The organism is Delftia tsuruhatensis (genome assembly GCF_903815225.1).
Classification (GTDB): Bacteria; Pseudomonadota; Gammaproteobacteria; order Burkholderiales; family Burkholderiaceae_C; genus Comamonas; species Comamonas tsuruhatensis_A.
This window is the reverse complement of sequence record NZ_LR813084.1, coordinates 2,001,852-2,022,000: the sequence shown is the minus strand read 5'-3', so window position 1 is coordinate 2,022,000 and position 20,149 is coordinate 2,001,852. Positions and strand designations below refer to the sequence as shown.

Below are 20,149 nucleotides of genomic sequence, written 5' to 3'. Positions count from 1 at the left end.
GCACACAATCCCCGCCTGGGCGGGAAGCGCCACTGTACGGCGCCGGTGCGGAAAAATTGTCTACCGATTTGTATACAAAGAACTGACCGGAGACCGCCAAATATGGAGGTTGCGCGTTGGCTCAATCGTCTTCGGCCGCGCTGATCCCCGGGAACAGCACGTCGGTGAAGCCGAACTGGCTGAAGTCGCGCATGCGCATGGGATAGAGCTTTCCCCAGAGGTGGTCGCACTCATGCTGGACCACGCGCGCATGAAAGCCCTCCACCGTGCGGTCGATGGCATCGCCGAAGACATCGAAGCCCGTGTAGCGGATACGACTCCAGCGCGGCACCTTGCCGCGCATGCCGGGAACGGACAGACAGCCTTCCCAGTCCGTCTCCTCATCATTCCCGAGAGGCGTGAGGGATGGATTGATGAGCACGGTGCGAGGCACCACCGGCGCTTCGGGATAGCGTGGATTGGGCATGCCGGATCCGAAGACCACCATCTGCAGGTCCACCCCGATCTGGGGCGCGGCCAGTCCCGCGCCGTTGGCCGCATGCATGGTGTCCAGCAGATCGCTGAGCAGCAGATGCAGCGCATCGGTATCGAACTCGGTCACGGGCCGGGCGACGCGCAGCAGGCGCGGATCGCCCATCTTCAAGATGGTGCGGACGGTCATGGCAATGCAAACAACGGCAGGAATGTGATTGCAAGCATAGAGCCTGCCATGCACCAGCGGTTGCATGCATCCTCTCAGGCGCAATGGCAACACCGCGCTGGCACAATCGCAGCATGCCCAGCACCGCCAAAGAGTCCTCCACCACGCCCCCCGAGGACCGTGAATCCGGTGCGCAGCAATCGCCAGCCACCCCGCAGCCGCCCCAGCCCACCCCGCCTCAGGATGACGATCCACCGCCCCTGCATCGAATGCCGGCCGCACCGCTGCGCTGGGCACTACACCTGTTCGCGTGCCTGAGCCTGGCCACGGGCATTGCCGGCATCTTCATCCCGGGCCTGCCCACCACGGTCTTCGTCCTCATGGCGGGCTGGGCAGCCGCGCGCAGCTCCCAGCGCATGCACACCTGGCTGTGGCGCCACCGCCTGTTCGGCCCCATGCTGCGCAACTGGGCCCGTGGCGGCTGCGTGAGCCGGCGCGCCAAATGGAGCGCCACCGCCATGATGGGCCTGTGCGCCGTGGTGCTGTTGTGGACGCGCCCGCCCGCCTGGGTACAAGGGGTGGCCCTGACCTGCATGGGCTGCGTGCTGGTTTGGCTGTGGTTCAGGCCCGAACCCTGACGCGCGCGACGCGGTACGCTAGGCGGTGTGCAAGGCATTTCTGAAAAAATTGACCCGACTTTTCTGCGACAGGTTTTTTACGTCATATAATCTAGGTCTTGTTCCTCAATAGCTCAGTTGGTAGAGCGCCGGACTGTTAATCCGTAGGTCCCTGGTTCGAGCCCAGGTTGAGGAGCCAAAGAATTTTTCAGATCCTGCAATCGCACAGGATCCTGTCAGCCGACACATTCCTCAATAGCTCAGTCGGTAGAGCGCCGGACTGTTAATCCGTAGGTCCCTGGTTCGAGCCCAGGTTGAGGAGCCAAAATTCAGCAGCCCTGCAATCGTACAGGGCTCGACACCGACATATTCCTCAATAGCTCAGTCGGTAGAGCGCCGGACTGTTAATCCGTAGGTCCCTGGTTCGAGCCCAGGTTGAGGAGCCAGATGAAAAGCCTGCATGCCACCGCATGCAGGCTTTTTTCTTTGCTCAGGCCGCCCTCACCATCCCTACCGTGGGTGCGCTGGGCGCTGCAGGAGCCGTGGCGGGCTCCACCGTCGCCGGCTTGGGATGCCTGGCATGGCCGCGGCGTGCGCCGTGGGCAGCCCTGGACTGCTGCACACCCTCTTCCCAGGCCCGCAGCTCCTCCTCCAGCCTGGCAGCACGCTCGGCATACATGTCCGCCGAGGACTGGTAGTACTCTGCGGCAATGGTGTGCTCCAGCATCGCCATGCGGGCCTCTTGCAGGTAGGCACGCGTGCGACGGATATAGCGTGGCTCGGCAAGGCTTGCACCAAAGAGTTTGCTGAAAAACATCGCTCATCCTCCTTCGATGTCTTCGCAGCGAAAGCAGGCATCCGCGAGAAGACACGGCCAGCATAGCCAAGGCAACAGCCTGGCGCTGTCCCCTTGCGCGACGAGGCGGCGTAGGAGTTTCACTTACCCCGGCAAGCCAGCCCTCTCGCATCCACGCAACCCTCGCCAGCGCGGTTTGTGCAAGACTGCTGCTCAGCAAGCGCCAGCCCGACCCCACTTTGCAGCAGTCTTCCATCATGTCCCACCCTCTTCCCTGGCTCATCCCTCACCAGGCCTTTCCTCCCGTGGAAACCGCCTGGGGACCCAACGACCCCATTCCCGGGCTGCTGGCAGCTGGAGGCACTCTGGATGCAGCCCATCTGCGCATCGCCTACAGCCAGGGCATTTTCCCGTGGTTCAGCGAAGGGCAGCCCACACTATGGTGGTCACCCGATCCCCGCATGGTGCTGCAGACGGCGCAGTTTCGCCTGCACCGCAGCCTGCGCAAGACACTGCAGCGCTTTCGCGCCACACCGGGCTGCGAGATTCGCATCGATAGCGCCTTCGGCACCGTGATGCGCCATTGCGCCCAGACGGTGCGACCGGACCAGGATGGCACCTGGATCGTGCAGGAGATCATCGACGCCTACACGGAGCTGCACCACCAGGGTGCAGCACACAGCGTGGAGACCTGGATCCAGGGGCGGCTGGTGGGTGGCCTGTACTGCGTGGCCCTGGGCCGCGCAGTGTTCGGCGAATCCATGTTCGCGCATGCCACCGATGCCTCCAAGATCGCTCTATCCGCCCTGGTCGCCCTGTGCCGCAGCCAGGGAGCCGTCCAGATCGACTGCCAGCAGGCCACCCAGCACCTGGCGTCATTGGGCGCGCGCGAGATGCCGCGCGCGCGGTTCCTGCAGACCGTCGCCGAGCAAAGCCAGCTGCCCCCCATGCAATGGCGGTTCGAAAACGTATACTGGGACGCGCTGCTGGCACCCTCCCCGGACGCCGGCAGCACACCACCGGCTGCCGCCAGCACACCATGACGCACCCGAACGACCTTCCGCTGCAGGCCCTGCAGTTCTACGCCACAGCCGCCTATCCATGCAGTTACCTGGAAGGCAGGCTGGCGCGCTCGCAGGTGGCCACGCCCAGCCACCTGATACAGAACAGCGCCTACTCGGAGCTTGTCTCACTGGGCTTTCGCCGCAGCGGCATGTTCACCTACCGGCCCTATTGCGATGGCTGCCGCGCCTGTGTGCCGATGCGCATCCTGGTACATGACTTCCGCCCCGACCGCAGCCAGCGCCGCGCCGCAGCGCGCCACTGCGACCTCACGGCCTCGATCCAGCGGCTGCACTACTCGAACGAGCACTACCAGCTGTACCTGCGCTACCAGCAAAGCCGGCACAGTGGAGGCGGCATGGACCACGACAGCGTGGACCAGTACACGCAATTCCTGCTGCAAAGCCGTGTCAACTCGCGCCTGGTGGAGTTTCGCGCTCCCGCCGCCGACGGCGGCGCAGGCACGCTGAAGATGGTGTCCATCCTCGATGTGCTGGAGGATGGCCTGTCCGCCGTATACACCTTCTACGAACCTGGTGACCACGCCAGCTACGGCACCTTCAACGTCCTGTGGCAGATCGACCAGGCCCGCGCCATGAGCCTGCCCTATGTCTACCTGGGCTACTGGATCGCCGACAGCCAGAAGATGAACTACAAGGCGCGCTTCCTGCCCCACGAGGTGCGCATGGATGAACGCTGGCAGCGTGTGGATTCGCTGTCGCGCTGACACTGCAAGGCCCTGCGCGCCACGGCGACATTTCTTATATGCACGGCATTCTTTTGCCGACCGCATTCATACCGCCACGGCACTAGAATGGCCCAATCCCGAAATCCCTCTCCGCCCCATGAAAAAAGACGATAACGCGGCCTCCTTAAAGCCCAGCGTCCAGGTCCTGGAACGCATGTTCACGTTGATCGACGTGTTGGCCTCGCGCGAGGAAGCGGTATCGCTCAAGGAGATCAGCGAACGCACCGGCCTGCACCCCTCGACCACGCACCGCATCCTCAATGATCTGGCCACCGGCCGCTTCGTGGACCGGCCGGAATCGGGCAGCTACCGCCTGGGCATGCGCTTTCTGGAGCTGGGCAACCTGGTGAAGGCCCGCCTGAACGTGCGCGAGGCCGCCCTCATTCCCATGCGCCAGTTGCACAAGCAGATCCAGCAGCCGGTCAGCCTCAGCGTGCGCCAGGGTGACGAGATCGTCTATGTGGAACGCGCATACAGCGAGCGCTCGGGCATGCAGGTGGTGCGAGCCATCGGCGGCCATGCACCATTGCACCTGACCTCCAACGGCAAGCTCTTCCTTGCCGCAGACGATGCGCAGCAGGTACGCGCCTATGCCACACGCACCGGCCTGCCCGGCAAGACGCATTTCAGCATCACCCGGCTCGCCGACCTGGAAAATGAACTGGACAAGGCCCGCCATCACGGCGTGGCCCGCGACAACGAGGAGCTGGAGCTGGGCGTGCGCTGCATGGCCGCCGGCATCTACGACGATCAGGGCAAGCTGGTGGCCGGACTGTCGATCTCCGCCCCCGCCGACCGGCTGGACGAGAGCTGGATGTCCAAGCTCCAGGCCACGGCCCAGGAAATCTCCGGGGCACTGGGCTTCCATGCGGCAAGGCCAGCACCCCCTCCCCCCACGCCCGGCCCCTACACCCGCAGCCACTGAGCCGTGGCAACCCCTCCTGCAATAACAAAGGCGCCCGAAGGCGCCTTTGTTATTGCAGGAGGACCGCCGCCGGACAGGCTCAGCCCTTGACCTTGTGGATCATGGAATCACCAGCCACCTGCCCCATGGATTCCACCCAGTGGCGCACGCGTTCGGCGTCGCCCAGGCGGCTGAATTTGCCCGCGGAGTCCAGAAAGACCATGATGAGCTTGCGACCGGCCACCTGGGCCTGCATGACAAGACAGCGACCCGCCTCGGAGATATAGCCCGTCTTTTGCAGACCGATGTCCCAGGTCGGGCTGAGCACCAGGCGATTGGTGTTGTTGTACTGCAGCGTGCGGCGACCCACGGCCACCTCATAGCCCGGCGAGGTCGTGTACTCGCGCACCAGCGGATCGCTGTGCGCCACGTTGACCAGCACCGCCAGATCGCGGGCGCTGGACTGGTTGCGACTGGACAGGCCCGTGGGCTCCACGTAACGGGTGTCGGTCATGCCCAGCAGGCGCGCCTTGGCATTCATCTGCTGGACGAAGGCATCCAGCCCGCCAGGGAACGTGCGGCCCAGCGCATGGGCGGCGCGGTTCTCGCTGGACATCAGGGCCAGGTGCAGCATCTCGGCGCGCGTGAGCGTGGTGCCCACGGCCAGACGCGAACTGCTGCCCTTCTCGGTATCCACATCGTCCTGCGTGATGGTGATGGCCTCATCCATCGGCAGGCGTGCCTGCGAGATCAGCAGACCGGTCATCAGCTTGGTCAGCGAGGCAATGGGCAGCACGGCATGGTCGTTCTTGCTCAGCAGCACCTCATGCGTATCCTGGTCCAGCACCAGGGCCACGCTGCTCTTGAGGTCCAGCGGATCGGCCACGGCGTGCAGGCCGGCCATCTGGCCGAAGGACAGTCGCGGCTCGTAGGCCACGGCACGGATCGGACTGGCGGCACTGCGCGCCGCCACACGGCTGGGCTGACGCGCGCTCTTGGCCACGCGCTTGCCCTGAGGTGCCGCCGTGGCGCGCTCCTTCACAGCCTTTTTCTTGGCGGGGGCGACAGCCACCTGCTTCTTGACAACTTTCTTGGCCGGTGCGGCATGCGCGCCGGGGGCGGTGAGAGCACAACTCAGTGCCAGAAGGGACAGCACCTGAGCAAATCGACCGAGACGGGCACGGCGTAGGGTGGGCATGGGGATGCTCCAAGCAGCAAGAAATTGTGACTAGGCCTTACATTAATCGAAAAAGTCGCACCGTGACAATAACTTGTGCGACTTTTCGATAATTTAAGTGAAATTATAAGGCGAGTGCTCACCCCTGCGCAGCCACGACCTCCGCATTGCTGTGTAATTTGTTGAGCGCGCTCAGATAGGCCTTGGCAGAGGCCACGACGATGTCAGGGTCTGCCCCAACCCCGTTGACCACACGGCCGCTGCGCTGGAGGCGAACGGTCACTTCCCCCTGGCTCTCCGTGGAGCCGCTGATGGCATTCACCGAATACAGCAGCATCTCGGCACCGCTTCGCACCTCGGACTCGATGGCCTTGAAGGAGGCATCGACCGGGCCGTTGCCGTCGGACTGCGCCTTGATCTCCCGGCCCTCGCGACTGAAGACCACCGAAGCGTGCGGTCGCTCACCCGTCTCGCTTTGCTGGGCCAGCGAGATGAACTGAAAGGGATCGGCCTGCTGATGGGCACCCTGCTCGGTGACCAGGGCCAGGATGTCCTCATCGAAGATCTCGCTCTTGCGGTCGGCCAGTTCCTTGAAGGCCGCGAAAGCCGTATTGATCGCAGCCTCGCTGTCGAGTTCCACACCCAGCTCCTGCAGGCGCTGCTTGAAGGCATTGCGGCCGCTGAGCTTGCCCAGCACGATCTTGTTGGCGCTCCAGCCCACATCCTCGGCGCGCATGATCTCGTAGGTGTCGCGCGCCTTGAGCACACCATCCTGATGGATGCCCGATGCATGGGCGAATGCGTTGGCCCCCACCACGGCCTTGTTGGGCTGCACAACGAAGCCCGTGGTCTGGCTGACCATGCGGCTGGCGGCCACGATGTGCTGGGCATCGATGTTGACGTCCAGGCCGAAGTAGTCCCTGCGCGTCTTGACGGCCATCACCACCTCCTCGAGCGAGCAGTTGCCCGCGCGCTCACCCAGGCCGTTGATGGTGCACTCGATCTGGCGCGCGCCACCGAGCTTGACGCCGGCCAGCGAATTGGCCACCGCCATGCCCAGGTCGTTGTGGCAATGCACGCTCCAGACGGCCTTGTCGCTGTTGGGCACGCGCTCGCGCAGATTTTTGATGAAGGCGCCGTAGAGCTCGGGGATGGCGTAGCCCACGGTATCGGGCACATTGATCGTGGTCGCGCCTTCGGCGATCACGGTCTCGATGACGCGACAGAGGAAATCCGGGTCACTGCGGTAGCCATCCTCGGGGCTGAACTCGATGTCGGCAATCAGGTTGCGCGCGAAACGCACGGACTGGCGCGCCTGCTCCAGCACCTGCTCGGGCGTCATGCGCAGCTTCTTTTCCATGTGCAGCGCACTGGTCGCGATGAAGGTGTGGATGCGTGCGCGGTTGGCGTCCTTGAGCGCCTCGGCGGCGCGCGCGATGTCGCGGTCGTTGGCTCGCGCCAGCGAGCAGATGGTCGAGTCCTTGATGGCGCGCGCGATCGCCTGCACCGACTCGAAGTCGCCGTTGGAGCTCGCCGCGAAACCGGCCTCGATCACATCGACCCTCAGCCGCTCGAGCTGGCGCGCGATGCGCAGCTTTTCGTCGCGGGTCATGGAGGCGCCAGGCGACTGTTCGCCGTCGCGCAAGGTGGTATCGAAAATGATCAGTTGATCGGTCATGGGGAGTCTCGTCTTTCTTGTGGATGCGAACGCCTGCGGGGCAGGCGATGAAAAAAGCCGGTGCGCTCGTGGCTGCACCGGCTCGTGAAGGTGGCGTCAGGCGGCGACCGCCTCCTGCGCCACGGCATTTTCGGCGGCAGGCACGCGCTGCAAGCCCGAGATGATGGCCCGGAAGGACGCGGAAACGATATTCGCATCAACCCCGACGCCAAAGCACACATGCGACTCGTCCACACGCAGCTCCACGTAGGCGATGGCCTTGGCATTGGCGCCCTCGCCGATGGCATGCTCGATGTAGTCGAGCACGCGCACGGCACGTCCGCTGTGCTCGCCCAGGGCCTGCACGAACGCATCGATGGGCCCCGTCCCCTGGGCCTGCACCGTGCGCCTGCCGCCTTCGACGGCCAGGTCGGCAGACAGGCTGACCACGCCATCGGACTCGCTGAGGCGGTACTGCGGTGCCTGCACGGATTGCAGGCCGTACTCGCGCTGGAACAGGCTCCACAGGTCAGCGGCCGCCAGCTCCTTGCCGCTGGCATCCATCTCGCGCTGCACGACCTGGCTGAACTCGATCTGCAGGCGGCGCGGCAGCTGAAGGCCATACTCGCTTTCGAGCAGGTAGGCGATGCCGCCCTTGCCCGACTGGCTGTTGACACGGATCACGGCCTCGTAGCTGCGGCCCAGGTCCTTGGGATCGATGGGCAGATAGGGCATGTCCCAGATGTCGCCTTCCTTGCGGTCCGAGAATGCCTTCTTGATCGCATCCTGGTGCGAGCCCGAGAACGAGGTATAGACCAGGTCTCCCACATAGGGGTGGCGCGGATGCACGGGCAGCTGGTTGCAGTGCTCGACCGTGCTGCGGATGCCGTCGATGTCGGAGAAGTCCAACCCCGGGGACACGCCCTGGATGTACATGTTCAATGCCACGTTGACCACATCGAGGTTGCCGGTGCGCTCCCCATTGCCGAACAGGCAGCCTTCGAGGCGGTCGGCACCCGCCATCAAGGCCAGCTCGGCCGTGGCCGTGCCGGTGCCACGGTCGTTGTGCGGGTGCACGCACAGCACGATGGAGTCGCGGCGCTTGATGTTGCGATGCGTCCACTCGACCATGTCGGCGAAGATGTTGGGCGTGGAATGCTCGACCGTGGTGGGCAGGTTGATGATGCACTTGTTCTCGGGCGTAGGCTGCCAGACATCGGTCACGGCATCGATGACGCGCTTGGAAAACTCCAGTTCGGTGTCCGAGTACATCTCGGGCGAATACTGGAACGTCCATTGCGTCTGCGGGTAGTTGGCGGCGATCTCGGTGAACATCCGCGCGTTGCTGGCGGCCAGCTCGACGATCTCGTCCTCGCTCATGTTCAGCACCACGCGGCGCATCACCGGCGCCGTGGCGTTGTAGAGGTGGACGATGGCACGTGGCACGCCCTCGAGGGCCTCGAAGGTGCGGCGGATCAGGTGCTCGCGCGCCTGGGTCAACACCTGGATGGTGACGTCATCAGGAATGCGGTTTTCCTCGATGAGCTTGCGCATGAAGTCGAATTCGACCTGGGATGCGGAGGGAAAGCCGACCTCGATCTCCTTGAAGCCGATCTTCACCAGTTGCTCGAACATGCGCATCTTGCGATCGATGTCCATGGGCTCGATCAGCGCCTGATTGCCGTCGCGCAGGTCCACGCTGCACCAGACCGGGGGCTTGGTGATCACCGCATCGGGCCAGGTGCGGTCTTTGAGGCGCACGGGAGCGAAGGGACGGTACTTGGTCGAAGGGTTTTGCAGCATGGCTGAAGAGCTTTCTATCGTCTAGGTAAAAACAAGACCCGCCGGCTCCAGCGACCCCACAAACGCAAAACGGCCCGTCGCTGGTGCAAACGGGCCGTGATAGTAGGAATGTACGCGCGCGCTACCGTCTCTGCCCGTTGGACATCAGTAGTAGGGCTAGCGACAGGTAATTCATGCAGGGCACTTTAGCACAGGTTCATGGATACTGTGAAGATGCTGCACGGCATCACTTGTGCAGACCGCGCTCTTCGGGTTCATCGGTCGATGTGCTGATGACGCTCGTGCGCTGGCCCTTGGCCTTGCGCCATGCATAGACACCATAGCCCGAGAAGCCATAGAGCAGGAACACGCCGAACAGCACGATGGGCGGATGGATGTTGATGATGGCGATACCCAGCGCGATCAGCACGATGGCCGCGAACGGCACGCTCTTCTTGAAATGCACGTCCTTGAAGCTGTAGAAGGGCACGTTGGTGACCATGGTCAGGCCCGCATACAGGGTCAGGAAGAACATGATCCAGGTGATCTGGGGCCAGCTCAGCCAGGCGTCCTGGCCACGCAGCAGGCCCGCCTCGTCCAGCAGCCAGATGAAGCCCGTGACCAGGGCTGCAGCGGCGGGAGACGGCAACCCCTGGAACCAGCGCTTGTCCACGACCCCCGTATTCACGTTGAAACGGGCCAGACGCAGCGCAGCGCAGGCGCAGTACACGAAGGCTGCAATCCAGCCCCAGCGGCCGATGCCCTTGAGTGCCCATTCATAGGCGATCAGCGCCGGTGCCGCACCGAAGGACACCATGTCGGACAGCGAATCCATCTGCTCGCCGAAGGCGCTCTGCGTATTGGTCATGCGCGCCACACGCCCATCAAGGCTGTCGAGCACCATGGCACAGAACACGCCGGCGGCCGCCAGTTCGAAGCGCCCGTTCATGGCCATGACGATGGCATAGAAGCCACCGAACAGCGCGGCAAGGGTGAACAGGTTGGGCAGGATGTAGATGCCCTTGCGGCGCTTGCGAACCACCACGCCCTCGACGTCTGTGGACTCATTGTGGTTTTGCATCAATCCAACCTCCAGAGCAGCGCCTGCGATCGCAGGCAGCTATTAAAACAATAGTATTCCAAGGGTACGACACCTTCGCACGCATAAAAGGTCAGTGTACCCGCGTGTCACACCGCGCTCCTGCACGAAAAAGGCCACCCGTGGGGGTGGCCTTGTCCTGCAGCCTCCATGGGCTGCAGGCGCAACCCGGGGAAGGCGATGAATGCAAGATCAGTTGCGGGTCTGGTCGACCAGCTTGTTCTTGGAGATCCAGGGCATCATGGCGCGCAACTGGCCACCGACCTTCTCGATGGCGTGGTCGGCGTTCATGCGGCGGCGGGCCGTCATGCTCGGGTAGTTGGTACGGCCTTCCTGGATGAACATCTTGGCGTATTCACCGGTCTGGATGCGCTTCAGGGCAGCACGCATGGCTTCGCGCGACTTGTCGTTGATGACCTCTGTACCGGTCACGTACTCGCCGTATTCGGCGTTGTTCGAGATCGAGTAGTTCATGTTAGCGATGCCGCCTTCGTACATGAGGTCCACGATCAGCTTGAGTTCGTGCAGGCACTCGAAGTAGGCCATCTCGGGAGCATAGCCGGCTTCCGTCAGGGTCTCGAAGCCCATCTTCACCAGTTCCACCGCGCCGCCGCACAGCACGGCCTGCTCGCCGAACAGGTCGGTCTCGGTTTCTTCCTTGAAGTTGGTCTCGATGATGCCACCCTTGCCACCACCGTTGGCCATGGCATAGGACAGGGCCAGGTCGCGTGCCTTGCCGGACTTGTCCTGGTAGACGGCGATCAGGGAAGGCACGCCGCCGCCCTTGAGGTATTCGGAGCGCACGGTGTGGCCAGGGCCCTTGGGGGCGACCATGATCACATCCAGGTCGGCGCGGGGCACGACCTGGTTGTAGTGCACGTTGAAGCCGTGGGCGAAGGCCAGCGTCGCGCCCTGCTTGATGTTCGGGGCCACGTTGTTGGTGTAGACCTCGGGGATGTTCTCGTCAGGCAGCAGGATCATGACCAGATCGGCGGCCTTCACGGCATCGTCGACTTCCATCACGGTCAGGCCGGCCTTGGCCACCTTGTCCCAGGAAGCGCCGCCCTTGCGCAGGCCGACCACGACCTTCACGCCGCTCTCGTTCAGGTTCTGGGCATGTGCGTGGCCCTGGCTGCCGTAGCCGATGATGGCAACGGTCTTGCCCTTGATCAGGCTCAGGTCACAGTCCTTGTCGTAGAAAACTTTCATGTTGGCTCCAGGTCTCGTGTGTCTAGGGGTTGGAAAGGTAGGGGGGTTCAGCGTATCAGCGTTGTTACACGCGCAGGATGCGTTCGCCACGGCCGATGCCGCAGGAGCCGGTTCGCACGGTCTCCAGGATGGCCGTGCGGTCCAGGGCCTGCAGGAAGGCATCGTTCTTGGACTGGTCACCGGTCAGCTCGACCGTGTAGCTCTTTTCGGTCACGTCGATGATGCGGCCACGGAAGATGTCGGCCATGCGCTTCATCTCCTCGCGCTCCTTGCCCACGGCGCGGACCTTGACCATCATGAGTTCGCGCTCGGTGTACGAGCCTTCCGTCAGGTCCACGACCTTGACGACCTCGATCAGGCGGTTCAGATGCTTGGTGATCTGCTCGATCACGTCTTCGGAGCCATTCGTCTGAATGGTCATGCGAGACAGCGATGCGTCTTCCGTCGGCGCCACGGTCAGCGACTCGATGTTGTAGCCTCGGGCCGAGAACAGGCCCACGACGCGCGACAAGGCTCCCGGCTCGTTTTCGAGCAGCACGGCAATGATGTGTTTCATGACAGAAAGATTCCTCTTTTCGCTGCCCTCCCCCGGCGCCGGTAAGCGTCGGGCTTGGCAGGCAATAGATTCGTCAGGGGAGTGGCCGCCGCAAGGGCGGCCATTGAAGTGGATGATGCGGCAGGATCAGGCCCCGGCCGCTGCGCAGGCGCAGCGGCTCAGAGGTCGTCAGCCCCCAGCAGCATCTCGGTGATCCCACGGCCGGCCTGCACCATGGGGAACACATTCTCGGAGGGATCGGTGCGGAAGTCCATGAACACCGTGCGGTCCTTGAGCTTGCGCGCCTCGCGCAGGGCCGGCTCCACGTCCTCGGGGCGCTCGATGAGCATGCCCACGTGGCCATAGGCCTCGGCCAGCTTGACGAAGTTGGGCAGCGAATCCATGTAGCTGCTGCTGTAGCGACCCGAGTATTCGATTTCCTGCCACTGGCGCACCATGCCCAGGTAGCGGTTGTTCAGCGACACCACCTTGACAGGCGTGTTGTACTGCAGGCAGGTGGCCAGCTCCTGGATGTTCATCTGGATCGAGCCTTCGCCCGTGATGCAGAACACCTCGGACTGGGGCTTGGCCAGCTTGATGCCCATGGCATAGGGCAGGCCCACGCCCATGGTGCCCAGGCCACCGGAGTTGATCCAGCGGCGCGGCTCGTCGAAGCGGTAGTACTGCGCGGCCCACATCTGGTGCTGGCCCACATCGGACGTGATGTAGGCATCGGCGTCCCGGGTCATGTTCCACAGGGTCTCGACCACGTACTGCGGCTTGATGACCGAACCATCGCCACGGTCGTACTTGAGGCAGTCGCGGCTGCGCCAGCCTTCGATGGTCTCCCACCACTGACCCAGGGCCGCGGCGTCGGGACGGGCGCTCGCCTCGCGGATCATGGAGATCAACTCGCCCAGCACCTCCTTGACATCACCCACGATGGGCACATCCACCTTCACGCGCTTGGAGATGGAAGAGGGATCGATGTCGATGTGGATGATCTTGCGCTCCACCGACATGAAATGCTTGGGATTGCCGATCACGCGGTCATCGAAGCGTGCACCCACGGCCAGCAGCACATCGCAGTTCTGCATGGCGTTGTTGGCCTCGATGGTGCCGTGCATGCCCAGCATGCCCAGGAACTTGCGGTCGCTGGCCGGATAGGCGCCCAGGCCCAGCAGCGTGTGCGTGACCGGGTAGCCCAGCATGTCCACCAGGGTGCGCAGCTCGTTGCAGGCGTTGCCCAGCAGCACGCCGCCACCGGTGTAGATGTAGGGACGCTTGGCGGCCAGCAGCAGCTGCAGCGCCTTGCGGATCTGGCCGGCGTGGCCCTTGCGCACCGGGTTGTAGGAGCGCATCTCCACCTTGTCGGGGTAGCCGGTGTACAGCGCCTTCTTGAAGGACACATCCTTGGGGATGTCCACCACCACGGGACCGGGACGACCGGTGCGGGCGATGTGGAACGCCTTCTTCATGGTGTCCGCCAGCTCGCGCACGTCCTTGACCAGGAAGTTGTGCTTGACGATGGGGCGCGTGATGCCGACGGTGTCGCACTCCTGGAAGGCGTCGGTGCCGATGTAGGCCGTCGACGTCTGGCCGCTGATCACGACCAGGGGGATGGAATCGGTATAGGCGGTGGCGATGCCGGTCACGGCATTGGTCAGGCCCGGGCCGGAGGTCACGAGGGCGACCCCCACCTCGCCGGTGGCGCGTGCAAAGCCGTCGGCGGCATGCACGGCGGCCTGTTCGTGGCGCACCAGCACATGCTGTATGGAGTCTTGCTTGTAGAGGGCGTCGTAGATGTAGAGAACGGCACCGCCCGGATAGCCCCAAAGCTGCTTGACACCTTCGGCCTGCAGGGACTTGACGAGGATCTCGGAGCCCATCAGCTCCTGCGATGCGTGGGACTGCGACGCCGCTGCGGCCGCGCTGGAGTACTCGGCTTTGGAAATTTCCATGATCAACCTTTGTGAATTTCTCTAACGAAAAACCTTGGGTGCCCCTTGCCTGAAGCCCTTGTGAGGCCGGTGCGGGACTTAGGACCAACAGCCATGGGCGAGGGAGTAAACGCCGGACCGTGACCCGTTTGCCTTTTTGAATTGCAGCGCACATTATCGCACTGCAACAAGCTCCTGCGCCATCCTGCCGAAAAAATTGACACTCCGGTGCGATAATCGGGCCCCGCATCCATCCGGCCCAACCCTCAACGAGCCCCTGACCCGGGCCTGCCTTCCTTTTGGCAACCGAGCAAGAACTATCCGACTTCCTCAAAAGCGTAGAAAAGCGTGCCTTCAAGCGCAGCCTTTTCCACGTCCGGGATGAGGAGGCGGCGCTGGACATCGTGCAGGACAGCATGCTCAAGCTGGCGCAGCACTACGGGGACAAGCCCATTGCCGAACTGCCCATGCTGTTCCAGCGCATCCTGTCCAACAGCACGCTCGACTGGTTTCGCCGGCAAAAGACCCAGAACGCCCTGTTCACGCGCATGAGCGACCTGGAGGCCTCCGCAGGCGACGATGTGGACTTCGACTGGCTCGAAACCTATGCGGATTCCGGCCAGAACGGTGAAACGGCCCGCAGCGCCGAGGATCTGACCGAGCGGGCCCAGATTTTGCAAAGCATTGAAAAAGAGATCCAGGAGCTTCCTGCGCGTCAACGGGAAGCATTCCTGATGCGTTACTGGGAAGAGATGGACGTTGCGGAGACCGCTGCCGCGATGGGGTGTTCCGAAGGAAGTGTAAAAACACATTGTTTCCGAGCCATCCAGACATTGAGCAAGGCACTGAAGGCCAAAGGAATCGAGCTATGAAGACCGCGCCCACTCTCTACAGCGAAATGGCGGCAGACCGCATCGCACGCCGGATCACGGCGCGCCTGGGCGAAGGCGAGGCGTTGCTGCCATACGACATCACCGAGCGCCTGCGCGCCGCGCGCGAACGCGCACTGTCCGAGCGCCGCCGCGAACTGCGCGTCTCCCCGGTGCAGGCCGCCAGCGCCACCCAGGCGCAGGGCGGCACGCTGACCCTGGGCTCGGGCGACGAGGGCGGCACCTGGTGGCGTGCCCTGATCTCGGCCGTGCCGGTACTGGCTCTGATCGTCGGCCTGGTCGTCGTCAACGTCCAGACCGATCAGATCGGACTGACCGAAGTCGCCGAGGTGGACACCGCCCTGCTGACCGATGACCTGCCACCGGCGGCCTACGCCGATCCGGGCTTCATCCAGTACCTCAAGACTTCTGCCACCACCAACACGGAACGCTGATCCCTGCCTTGCCCGCCTGCATGCCCACTGATTCACGCCAAGCCGCGTTCCACTGCTCTGCCGCCGCCATCCTGGCGGCGGTGCTGTTGATGGCGCTGGCCTGGACGGGCTGGCGCGTCGTGCAACAGGTGCGACTGGCTCCCAGTACCGTCTCGCCCGCCACCATCGCCGCATCCAGGACGCTGCACGGGGATGCCGCCACGCGCCAGCGCGCCACGGCCCTGGCATCGGGGCCTCGCTGGGCCGAGCTGACACCGGCCCAGAGCCAGGTGCTGGAGCCGCTTGCCGAGCGCTGGTCCATGATGGACGCGCTGCAAAAACGCCGCTGGATCGCCCTGGCCGAAGGCTGGGACAAGCTCAGCGAGAAGGAGCAGGAGAAACTGCGCGACCGCATGCAGGCCTGGTCCAGCCTCAGCGCGCAGCAGCGCAGCCAGGCCCGGTTGAACTTTGCCCTGTCCAATCGCCTGGCAACGGACAAACGCGCGCAGTGGGAGGCCTACCAGGCACTCAGCGACGAGGAAAAGCGCCTGCTGGCCGCACGTGCCACTCCCAAGGCCAAGGGCGCGGCAACCGCCATCCAGCCCGTCGCGCCCAAGCGGCTAGCGCGCATTCCGGCGGCCTCGGTAGCCCCGCGACCATTCCCAATCCGCCCAAGATTCCGCCGGCGACCATCTACAACCCGCCGCCCCCCGTCCCGCCCGCACCCCAGTCCGCCACCGTGGAGACCCATCCCGTGCGTGCGCCGGCACTGGTGGAGACGGCTCCGGTGGACGTGCCATCCGCGACCCCCATGGCCTTGCCTCCCATGGAGTTGCATGAGGGAGCAGACGCCTCATCCGCGTCGCACGGCGAGGCCGCCCCGCCCATGCTGCGCCCTGACCCGCCCCATGACCACTGCCACACCCTCCGCCTCCTCGCCCGCCGCCAGCCTCCAGTCCGCTCCCCGGCTGGCAAGACGCATGGCATGCTGGCTTTACGAGGGCATGCTGCTGTTCGGCGTGGTCTTCATCGCCGGCTACCTGTTCGGCACGTTGTCGCAGACGCGCAACGCCATGGACAACCGGCATGCGCTGCAGGCCTTCATGTTCGTCGTGCTGGGGATCTACTTCGTGTGGTTCTGGTCCAAGGGCCAGACCCTGGCGATGAAGACCTGGCACATCCGCCTGGTGGACCTGGCGGGCCGCCCCGTGAGCCAGCCACGCGCGCTGTTGCGCTATGTGCTGAGCTGGATCTGGCTGCTGCCCCCGCTGGCGGCCTACGCAACCGGCGTGCCGGCGCTGACCACCTTGCTGCTGCTGACCATGTGGGTTGCGCTCTGGGCCCTGCTCAGCCACTTTCATCCCCGGCATCAGTTCTGGCACGATGCCTGGGCCGGTACCCAGCTTGTCCATCAGACACCCCCAACCCGGAAAAGGCGCTGAACACCCGGAGCCGCCTGCCGCGGCGACAGCATCGCATCTTCTACACTCGCCAGCATGCCCGCCTCTTCCCCCGACCCGAGCGACAGCACCTGCGTCAACCCCCAGAAAAGCCGCACCGGCCTGACACGCATCTGGCATGCGGCCGGCTATTCACTCGCCGGCCTTCGGGCCGGCTGGAACGAAAAGGCCTTCCGCCAGGAAGCACTGGCCGCCGTGGTGCTCGTACCTGCCGCCTTCTGGCTGGGACACGGCTGGATGGAAGTGGCGTTGCTGGCCGGCACGGTTTGGCTGGTGCTGATCGTGGAACTGCTCAACAGCGGTATCGAGGCCGTGGTCGATCGCATCGGTCCCGAGTGGCATGCGCTGTCCAAGCAGGCCAAGGACATGGGCAGCGCCGCCGTGTTGCTGGCGTTGCTGTTGTGCGCCGGCGTCTGGCTTGCGGCCCTTCATCAACGGTTCATTGCATGACTACACCCACGTTTTCACTTTGCGTGTACTGCGGCTCTCGCCCCGGCGACCAGCCCGGATTCATCGAGGCCGCCCGCGCCACCGGCCGCTGGATAGGCGAGCATGGCGGCCAGTTGGTCTATGGCGGCGGCCGCAGCGGGCTGATGGGCGAGGTGGCCGAAGCCACGCGCCAGGCCGGCGGCCGCGTCGTCGGCGTGATCCCCCAGGCCCTGGTGGACAAGGAGCTGGCCAATCACGCCTGCGACGAACTGCACATCGTCCAGACCATGCACGAGCGCAAGGCCATGATGGCCGAGCGCAGCGATGCCTTCATCGCCCTGCCGGGCGGCATCGGCACCTTCGAGGAATTGTTCGAAGTCTGGACCTGGCGCCAGCTGCGCTACCACGACAAGCCCATCGGACTGCTCAACGTGGATGGCTACTACGACAGCATGCTGCAGTTCCTGCAGTCCTGCGTGGGCCACGGCTTCATGGGCGAGTGGCAGATGGGATTGATGGAGAGCGGCAGCGACATCCCGGCCCTGCTGCAATCGCTGGTGCAGAACGCCGGCACGGGCCTGGAGACAGCCCCGCTGCGCGCGGTGATCTGAAGCACGGTCGGCCAGCCCTCCCGGGGTGGCCGCCTGTCCGGCGCGCCAGGCGCGCCCGCAGGATTCAGATCGCGCCGTCGTCGAGCTCGCCCGTGCGGATGCGGACCACGCGCTCCACGGCCGTGACGAAGATCTTGCCGTCGCCGATCTTGCCGGTGCGCGCCACGTTGACGATGGCATCCACGCAGCGGTCCACGTCCTCGCTGCGCACCACGACCTCGATCTTCACCTTGGGCAGGAAATCAACCACGTATTCCGCGCCCCGGTACAGCTCGGTATGGCCCTTCTGGCGGCCAAAGCCCTTGACCTCGGTGACAGTCAGGCCGTTCACGCCGCAGTCGGCCAGGGCCTCGCGCACTTCCTCGAGCTTGAAAGGCTTGATGATGGCGGTGATCATTTTCATGGGGAACTCCTCAGTACATGCAATGCGTTGCAGGGCAGCCGGCCGCTGCGCCCTGCGGTTGTTCAGGCGCGGAAGCGGTTGGTGATCGGGTAGCGCCAATCCTTGCCGAAGCTGCGGCGCGTCATGCGCGGCCCCACCGGCGCCTGGCGGCGCTTGTACTCGTTGATCTGGATCAGGCGCGTCACGCGCTCCACATCGGCCTGGGCATGGCCATCGGCCACGATGGAGGCGATGCTTTCGTCATTTTCCATGTAACGGCGCACGATGGCATCGAGCACTTCATAGGCAGGCAGGCTGTCCTGGTCTTTCTGGTCCGGGCGCAGCTCAGCGCTGGGGGGGCGCGTGATGATGCGCTCGGGAATGGGATCGAGCCCCGTGCCGAACGGATCATTGGCATTGCGCCAGCGAGCCAGCGCAAAGACCTCGGTCTTGAGCACGTCCTTGATCACCGCAAAACCTCCTGCCATGTCGCCATAGAGCGTGCAGTAGCCGGTGGACATCTCGCTCTTGTTGCCCGTGGTCAGGACCACGGAGCCGAACTTGTTGGACAGCGCCATCAGCAAGGTGCCGCGGATGCGCGCCTGCAGGTTCTCCTCGGTCGTGTCCTCGGCACGGCCGGTGAACGCCGGTGCCAGCGCGGACCTGAATGCTTCGAACTGGGGAGCGATCGACATCTCGTCATGGCGCACGCCCAGGCGTTCGGCCATGTCACGCGCATCGATCCAGCTGATGTCGGCCGTGTAGGGCGAGGGCATCATCACCGTGTGCACCTTGTCGGCGCCCAGCGCATCGACGGCGATCGCCAGCACCAGGGCCGAGTCAATGCCGCCCGACAGGCCCAGCAGCGCGCCGGGAAAGCGGTTCTTTCCCACGTAGTCGCGCACGGCCAGCACCAGGGCGGACCACAGCGCGGGCAGGTGCTGGACCTGCGGGATGACCTCCCCCTCCAGCAGCAGCCCCTGTGCACCCGTGCGGACCTGCACCAGCGGCAGGGCCTCGACGAAGGCCTGCGCGCGTGCAGCGATGCCGCCATCGGCCTGGATGGCAAATGAGGCGCCATCAAAGACGATTTCGTCCTGGCCGCCGACCAGATGGGCATAGACCAGGGGCAGGCCCGTCTCCCGCGCGCGCGTGGCCAGCATGGCCTCGCGCTCGGCCTGCTTGCCCGCATGGAAGGGAGAGGCATTGAGCACCACCAGCAACTGGGCGCCAGCGTCGGCTGCGGCGCGTGCCGGTGCGGCATGCCAGGCGTCCTCGCAGATCAGCAGACCCACGCGCACACCCTGCACCTCGAACACGCAGCAGGACCGGCCAGCCTCGAAGTAGCGCTGCTCGTCGAATACACCGTAGTTGGGCAGACATTGCTTGGCATGGCGGCACTGCACCTGCCCGTCGCCCAGCACGCTCGCACCATTGCGCAGCACGCCGCCTGCGGCGCCATCGCGCCAGGGATGGCCCAGCACCAGTGCCAGCCCGGGCCACTGCGCTGTCTCCCGCGCCAGTTGCTGCACGGCCTGATCGCAGGCATCCAGGAAGGCCGGGCGCAGATAGAGGTCTTCGGCCGCGTAGCCGCACAGTGCCAGTTCGGGCGTCAGCAGCAGCCGTGCTCCGTTGGCATAAGCTTCACGGGCCGCGGCGATGATTTTCTGGACATTGCCGGGCAGATCACCCACGACAAAGTTGAGCTGGGCAGTGCAGATGGAGAACGTCATGGAATGCAATGGATCCGACAGGGCCGGCAGGGCCACCCCCCAGCGACAGGCGGCAGCGCGTGTCA

General features: G+C 64.5%; 20 protein-coding genes, 3 tRNA genes and 1 pseudogene. 13 read left to right on the top strand and 11 right to left on the bottom strand.

Going from position 1 to position 20,149, the window contains the following annotated elements; all coding sequences use genetic code 11:
- Positions 1–121: 121 nt before the first annotated feature.
- Complete coding sequence (gene def, locus L1Z78_RS09120; protein WP_234641194.1) at positions 122–661, bottom strand: peptide deformylase; 540 nt, start codon at positions 659–661, stop codon at positions 122–124.
- 248 nt (positions 662–909) lie between these two features.
- Between def and L1Z78_RS09115 the strand changes: the two genes are divergently transcribed.
- From L1Z78_RS09115 to L1Z78_RS09100, 4 genes are all read left to right on the top strand, one after another.
- Positions 910–1,278, top strand: a complete 369-nt coding sequence (locus L1Z78_RS09115) for a YbaN family protein (RefSeq protein WP_234642131.1) — start codon at positions 910–912, stop codon at positions 1,276–1,278.
- Positions 1,279–1,380: 102 nt separating this feature from the next.
- Positions 1,381–1,456, top strand: a tRNA-Asn gene (locus tag L1Z78_RS09110).
- Positions 1,457–1,506: 50 nt separating this feature from the next.
- Positions 1,507–1,582: transfer RNA gene (locus L1Z78_RS09105), tRNA-Asn, on the top strand.
- 45 nt (positions 1,583–1,627) lie between these two features.
- A tRNA-Asn gene (locus tag L1Z78_RS09100) sits at positions 1,628–1,703 on the top strand.
- Positions 1,704–1,747: 44 nt separating this feature from the next.
- Here L1Z78_RS09100 and L1Z78_RS09095 read toward each other — a convergent pair.
- A complete protein-coding gene (locus L1Z78_RS09095) occupies positions 1,748–2,074 on the bottom strand; it encodes a hypothetical protein (protein ID WP_234641193.1) in 327 nt (108 codons plus the stop codon).
- A gap of 236 nt (positions 2,075–2,310) precedes the next feature.
- Here L1Z78_RS09095 and aat point away from each other — a divergent pair, with 236 nt between their 5' ends.
- From aat to L1Z78_RS09080, 3 genes are all read left to right on the top strand, one after another.
- Complete coding sequence (aat, locus tag L1Z78_RS09090) at positions 2,311–3,096, top strand: leucyl/phenylalanyl-tRNA--protein transferase (RefSeq protein ID WP_234641192.1); 786 nt, start codon at positions 2,311–2,313, stop codon at positions 3,094–3,096.
- Complete coding sequence (locus L1Z78_RS09085) at positions 3,093–3,842, top strand: arginyltransferase (RefSeq protein WP_234641191.1); 750 nt, start codon at positions 3,093–3,095, stop codon at positions 3,840–3,842. Before aat ends, L1Z78_RS09085 begins: the two co-directional genes overlap by 4 nt.
- A 118-nt stretch (positions 3,843–3,960) precedes the next feature.
- On the top strand, positions 3,961–4,788 hold the full coding sequence (locus L1Z78_RS09080) for an IclR family transcriptional regulator (protein ID WP_234641190.1): 828 nt from the start codon (positions 3,961–3,963) through the stop codon (positions 4,786–4,788).
- A 79-nt stretch (positions 4,789–4,867) separates the two neighbouring features.
- On the opposite strand, the gene L1Z78_RS09075 is transcribed toward L1Z78_RS09080, so the two are convergent.
- The 7 genes from L1Z78_RS09075 to L1Z78_RS09045 form a co-directional block, all read right to left on the bottom strand.
- Positions 4,868–5,965 carry a serine hydrolase gene (locus L1Z78_RS09075; protein ID WP_234641189.1) on the bottom strand — a complete coding sequence of 366 codons (1,098 nt, stop codon included), beginning with the start codon at positions 5,963–5,965 and terminating at the stop codon, positions 4,868–4,870.
- A 118-nt stretch (positions 5,966–6,083) separates the two neighbouring features.
- Positions 6,084–7,622: a 2-isopropylmalate synthase gene (locus L1Z78_RS09070; RefSeq protein ID WP_234641188.1), complete on the bottom strand. Its 1,539-nt coding sequence runs from the start codon at positions 7,620–7,622 to the stop codon at positions 6,084–6,086.
- Between the two features lie 96 nt (positions 7,623–7,718).
- Positions 7,719–9,404, bottom strand: coding sequence for a 2-isopropylmalate synthase (leuA, locus tag L1Z78_RS09065; protein ID WP_234641187.1), 1,686 nt, complete (start codon positions 9,402–9,404; stop codon positions 7,719–7,721).
- A 226-nt stretch (positions 9,405–9,630) separates the two neighbouring features.
- Entirely contained in the window at positions 9,631–10,464 is an 834-nt protein-coding gene (gene pssA / locus L1Z78_RS09060; RefSeq protein ID WP_234641186.1) for a CDP-diacylglycerol--serine O-phosphatidyltransferase, read from the bottom strand.
- 210 nt (positions 10,465–10,674) lie between these two features.
- Positions 10,675–11,691 carry a ketol-acid reductoisomerase gene (gene ilvC, locus L1Z78_RS09055; RefSeq protein ID WP_234641185.1) on the bottom strand — a complete coding sequence of 339 codons (1,017 nt, stop codon included), beginning with the start codon at positions 11,689–11,691 and terminating at the stop codon, positions 10,675–10,677.
- Positions 11,692–11,755: 64 nt separating this feature from the next.
- Complete coding sequence (gene ilvN, locus L1Z78_RS09050; protein WP_012206665.1) at positions 11,756–12,247, bottom strand: acetolactate synthase small subunit; 492 nt, start codon at positions 12,245–12,247, stop codon at positions 11,756–11,758.
- A 158-nt stretch (positions 12,248–12,405) separates the two neighbouring features.
- Positions 12,406–14,187, bottom strand: coding sequence for an acetolactate synthase 3 catalytic subunit (locus L1Z78_RS09045; RefSeq protein ID WP_234641184.1), 1,782 nt, complete (start codon positions 14,185–14,187; stop codon positions 12,406–12,408).
- 278 nt (positions 14,188–14,465) lie between these two features.
- Here L1Z78_RS09045 and L1Z78_RS09040 point away from each other — a divergent pair, with 278 nt between their 5' ends.
- From L1Z78_RS09040 to L1Z78_RS09015, 6 genes and pseudogenes are all read left to right on the top strand, one after another.
- On the top strand, positions 14,466–15,038 hold the full coding sequence (locus tag L1Z78_RS09040) for an RNA polymerase sigma factor (RefSeq protein WP_234641183.1): 573 nt from the start codon (positions 14,466–14,468) through the stop codon (positions 15,036–15,038).
- Positions 15,035–15,490 (top strand): DUF3619 family protein, encoded by a 456-nt coding sequence (locus tag L1Z78_RS09035; protein WP_234641182.1) that lies wholly within the window; start codon positions 15,035–15,037, stop codon positions 15,488–15,490. Before L1Z78_RS09040 ends, L1Z78_RS09035 begins: the two co-directional genes overlap by 4 nt.
- Positions 15,491–15,510: 20 nt before the next feature.
- Positions 15,511–16,346, top strand: a pseudogene (locus L1Z78_RS28135) (DUF3106 domain-containing protein); the annotation flags it as partial.
- Positions 16,347–16,449: 103 nt separating this feature from the next.
- Positions 16,450–16,911: an RDD family protein gene (locus tag L1Z78_RS09025; protein ID WP_418921707.1), complete on the top strand. Its 462-nt coding sequence runs from the start codon at positions 16,450–16,452 to the stop codon at positions 16,909–16,911.
- Positions 16,912–16,965: 54 nt separating this feature from the next.
- Complete coding sequence (locus L1Z78_RS09020) at positions 16,966–17,379, top strand: diacylglycerol kinase (protein WP_234641181.1); 414 nt, start codon at positions 16,966–16,968, stop codon at positions 17,377–17,379.
- On the top strand, positions 17,376–17,969 hold the full coding sequence (locus L1Z78_RS09015) for a TIGR00730 family Rossman fold protein (protein WP_234641180.1): 594 nt from the start codon (positions 17,376–17,378) through the stop codon (positions 17,967–17,969). The genes L1Z78_RS09020 and L1Z78_RS09015 overlap by 4 nt, the downstream gene beginning before the upstream one ends.
- A 64-nt stretch (positions 17,970–18,033) precedes the next feature.
- Here the strand turns inward: L1Z78_RS09015 and L1Z78_RS09010 are convergent, their stop codons facing one another.
- Together L1Z78_RS09010 and L1Z78_RS09005 are read right to left on the bottom strand one after the other, a co-directional pair.
- On the bottom strand, positions 18,034–18,372 hold the full coding sequence (locus L1Z78_RS09010; RefSeq protein ID WP_099733128.1) for a P-II family nitrogen regulator: 339 nt from the start codon (positions 18,370–18,372) through the stop codon (positions 18,034–18,036).
- A gap of 62 nt (positions 18,373–18,434) precedes the next feature.
- A complete protein-coding gene (locus tag L1Z78_RS09005; RefSeq protein WP_234641179.1) occupies positions 18,435–20,084 on the bottom strand; it encodes an NAD+ synthase in 1,650 nt (549 codons plus the stop codon).
- Positions 20,085–20,149 lie beyond the last annotated feature (65 nt).

Coding starts and splice junctions, on each gene's coding strand:
- def (WP_234641194.1), bottom strand. CDS start 661: ATGACCGTCCGCACCATCTTGAAGATGGGCGATCCGCGCCTGCTGCGC.
- L1Z78_RS09115 (WP_234642131.1), top strand. CDS start 910: ATGCCGGCCGCACCGCTGCGCTGGGCACTACACCTGTTCGCGTGCCTG.
- L1Z78_RS09095 (WP_234641193.1), bottom strand. CDS start 2,074: ATGTTTTTCAGCAAACTCTTTGGTGCAAGCCTTGCCGAGCCACGCTAT.
- aat (WP_234641192.1), top strand. CDS start 2,311: ATGTCCCACCCTCTTCCCTGGCTCATCCCTCACCAGGCCTTTCCTCCC.
- L1Z78_RS09085 (WP_234641191.1), top strand. CDS start 3,093: ATGACGCACCCGAACGACCTTCCGCTGCAGGCCCTGCAGTTCTACGCC.
- L1Z78_RS09080 (WP_234641190.1), top strand. CDS start 3,961: ATGAAAAAAGACGATAACGCGGCCTCCTTAAAGCCCAGCGTCCAGGTC.
- L1Z78_RS09075 (WP_234641189.1), bottom strand. CDS start 5,965: ATGCCCACCCTACGCCGTGCCCGTCTCGGTCGATTTGCTCAGGTGCTG.
- L1Z78_RS09070 (WP_234641188.1), bottom strand. CDS start 7,622: ATGACCGATCAACTGATCATTTTCGATACCACCTTGCGCGACGGCGAA.
- leuA (WP_234641187.1), bottom strand. CDS start 9,404: ATGCTGCAAAACCCTTCGACCAAGTACCGTCCCTTCGCTCCCGTGCGC.
- pssA (WP_234641186.1), bottom strand. CDS start 10,464: ATGCAAAACCACAATGAGTCCACAGACGTCGAGGGCGTGGTGGTTCGC.
- ilvC (WP_234641185.1), bottom strand. CDS start 11,691: ATGAAAGTTTTCTACGACAAGGACTGTGACCTGAGCCTGATCAAGGGC.
- ilvN (WP_012206665.1), bottom strand. CDS start 12,247: ATGAAACACATCATTGCCGTGCTGCTCGAAAACGAGCCGGGAGCCTTG.
- L1Z78_RS09045 (WP_234641184.1), bottom strand. CDS start 14,187: ATGGAAATTTCCAAAGCCGAGTACTCCAGCGCGGCCGCAGCGGCGTCG.
- L1Z78_RS09035 (WP_234641182.1), top strand. CDS start 15,035: ATGAAGACCGCGCCCACTCTCTACAGCGAAATGGCGGCAGACCGCATC.
- L1Z78_RS09025 (WP_418921707.1), top strand. CDS start 16,450: ATGGCATGCTGGCTTTACGAGGGCATGCTGCTGTTCGGCGTGGTCTTC.
- L1Z78_RS09020 (WP_234641181.1), top strand. CDS start 16,966: ATGCCCGCCTCTTCCCCCGACCCGAGCGACAGCACCTGCGTCAACCCC.
- L1Z78_RS09015 (WP_234641180.1), top strand. CDS start 17,376: ATGACTACACCCACGTTTTCACTTTGCGTGTACTGCGGCTCTCGCCCC.
- L1Z78_RS09010 (WP_099733128.1), bottom strand. CDS start 18,372: ATGAAAATGATCACCGCCATCATCAAGCCTTTCAAGCTCGAGGAAGTG.
- L1Z78_RS09005 (WP_234641179.1), bottom strand. CDS start 20,084: ATGACGTTCTCCATCTGCACTGCCCAGCTCAACTTTGTCGTGGGTGAT.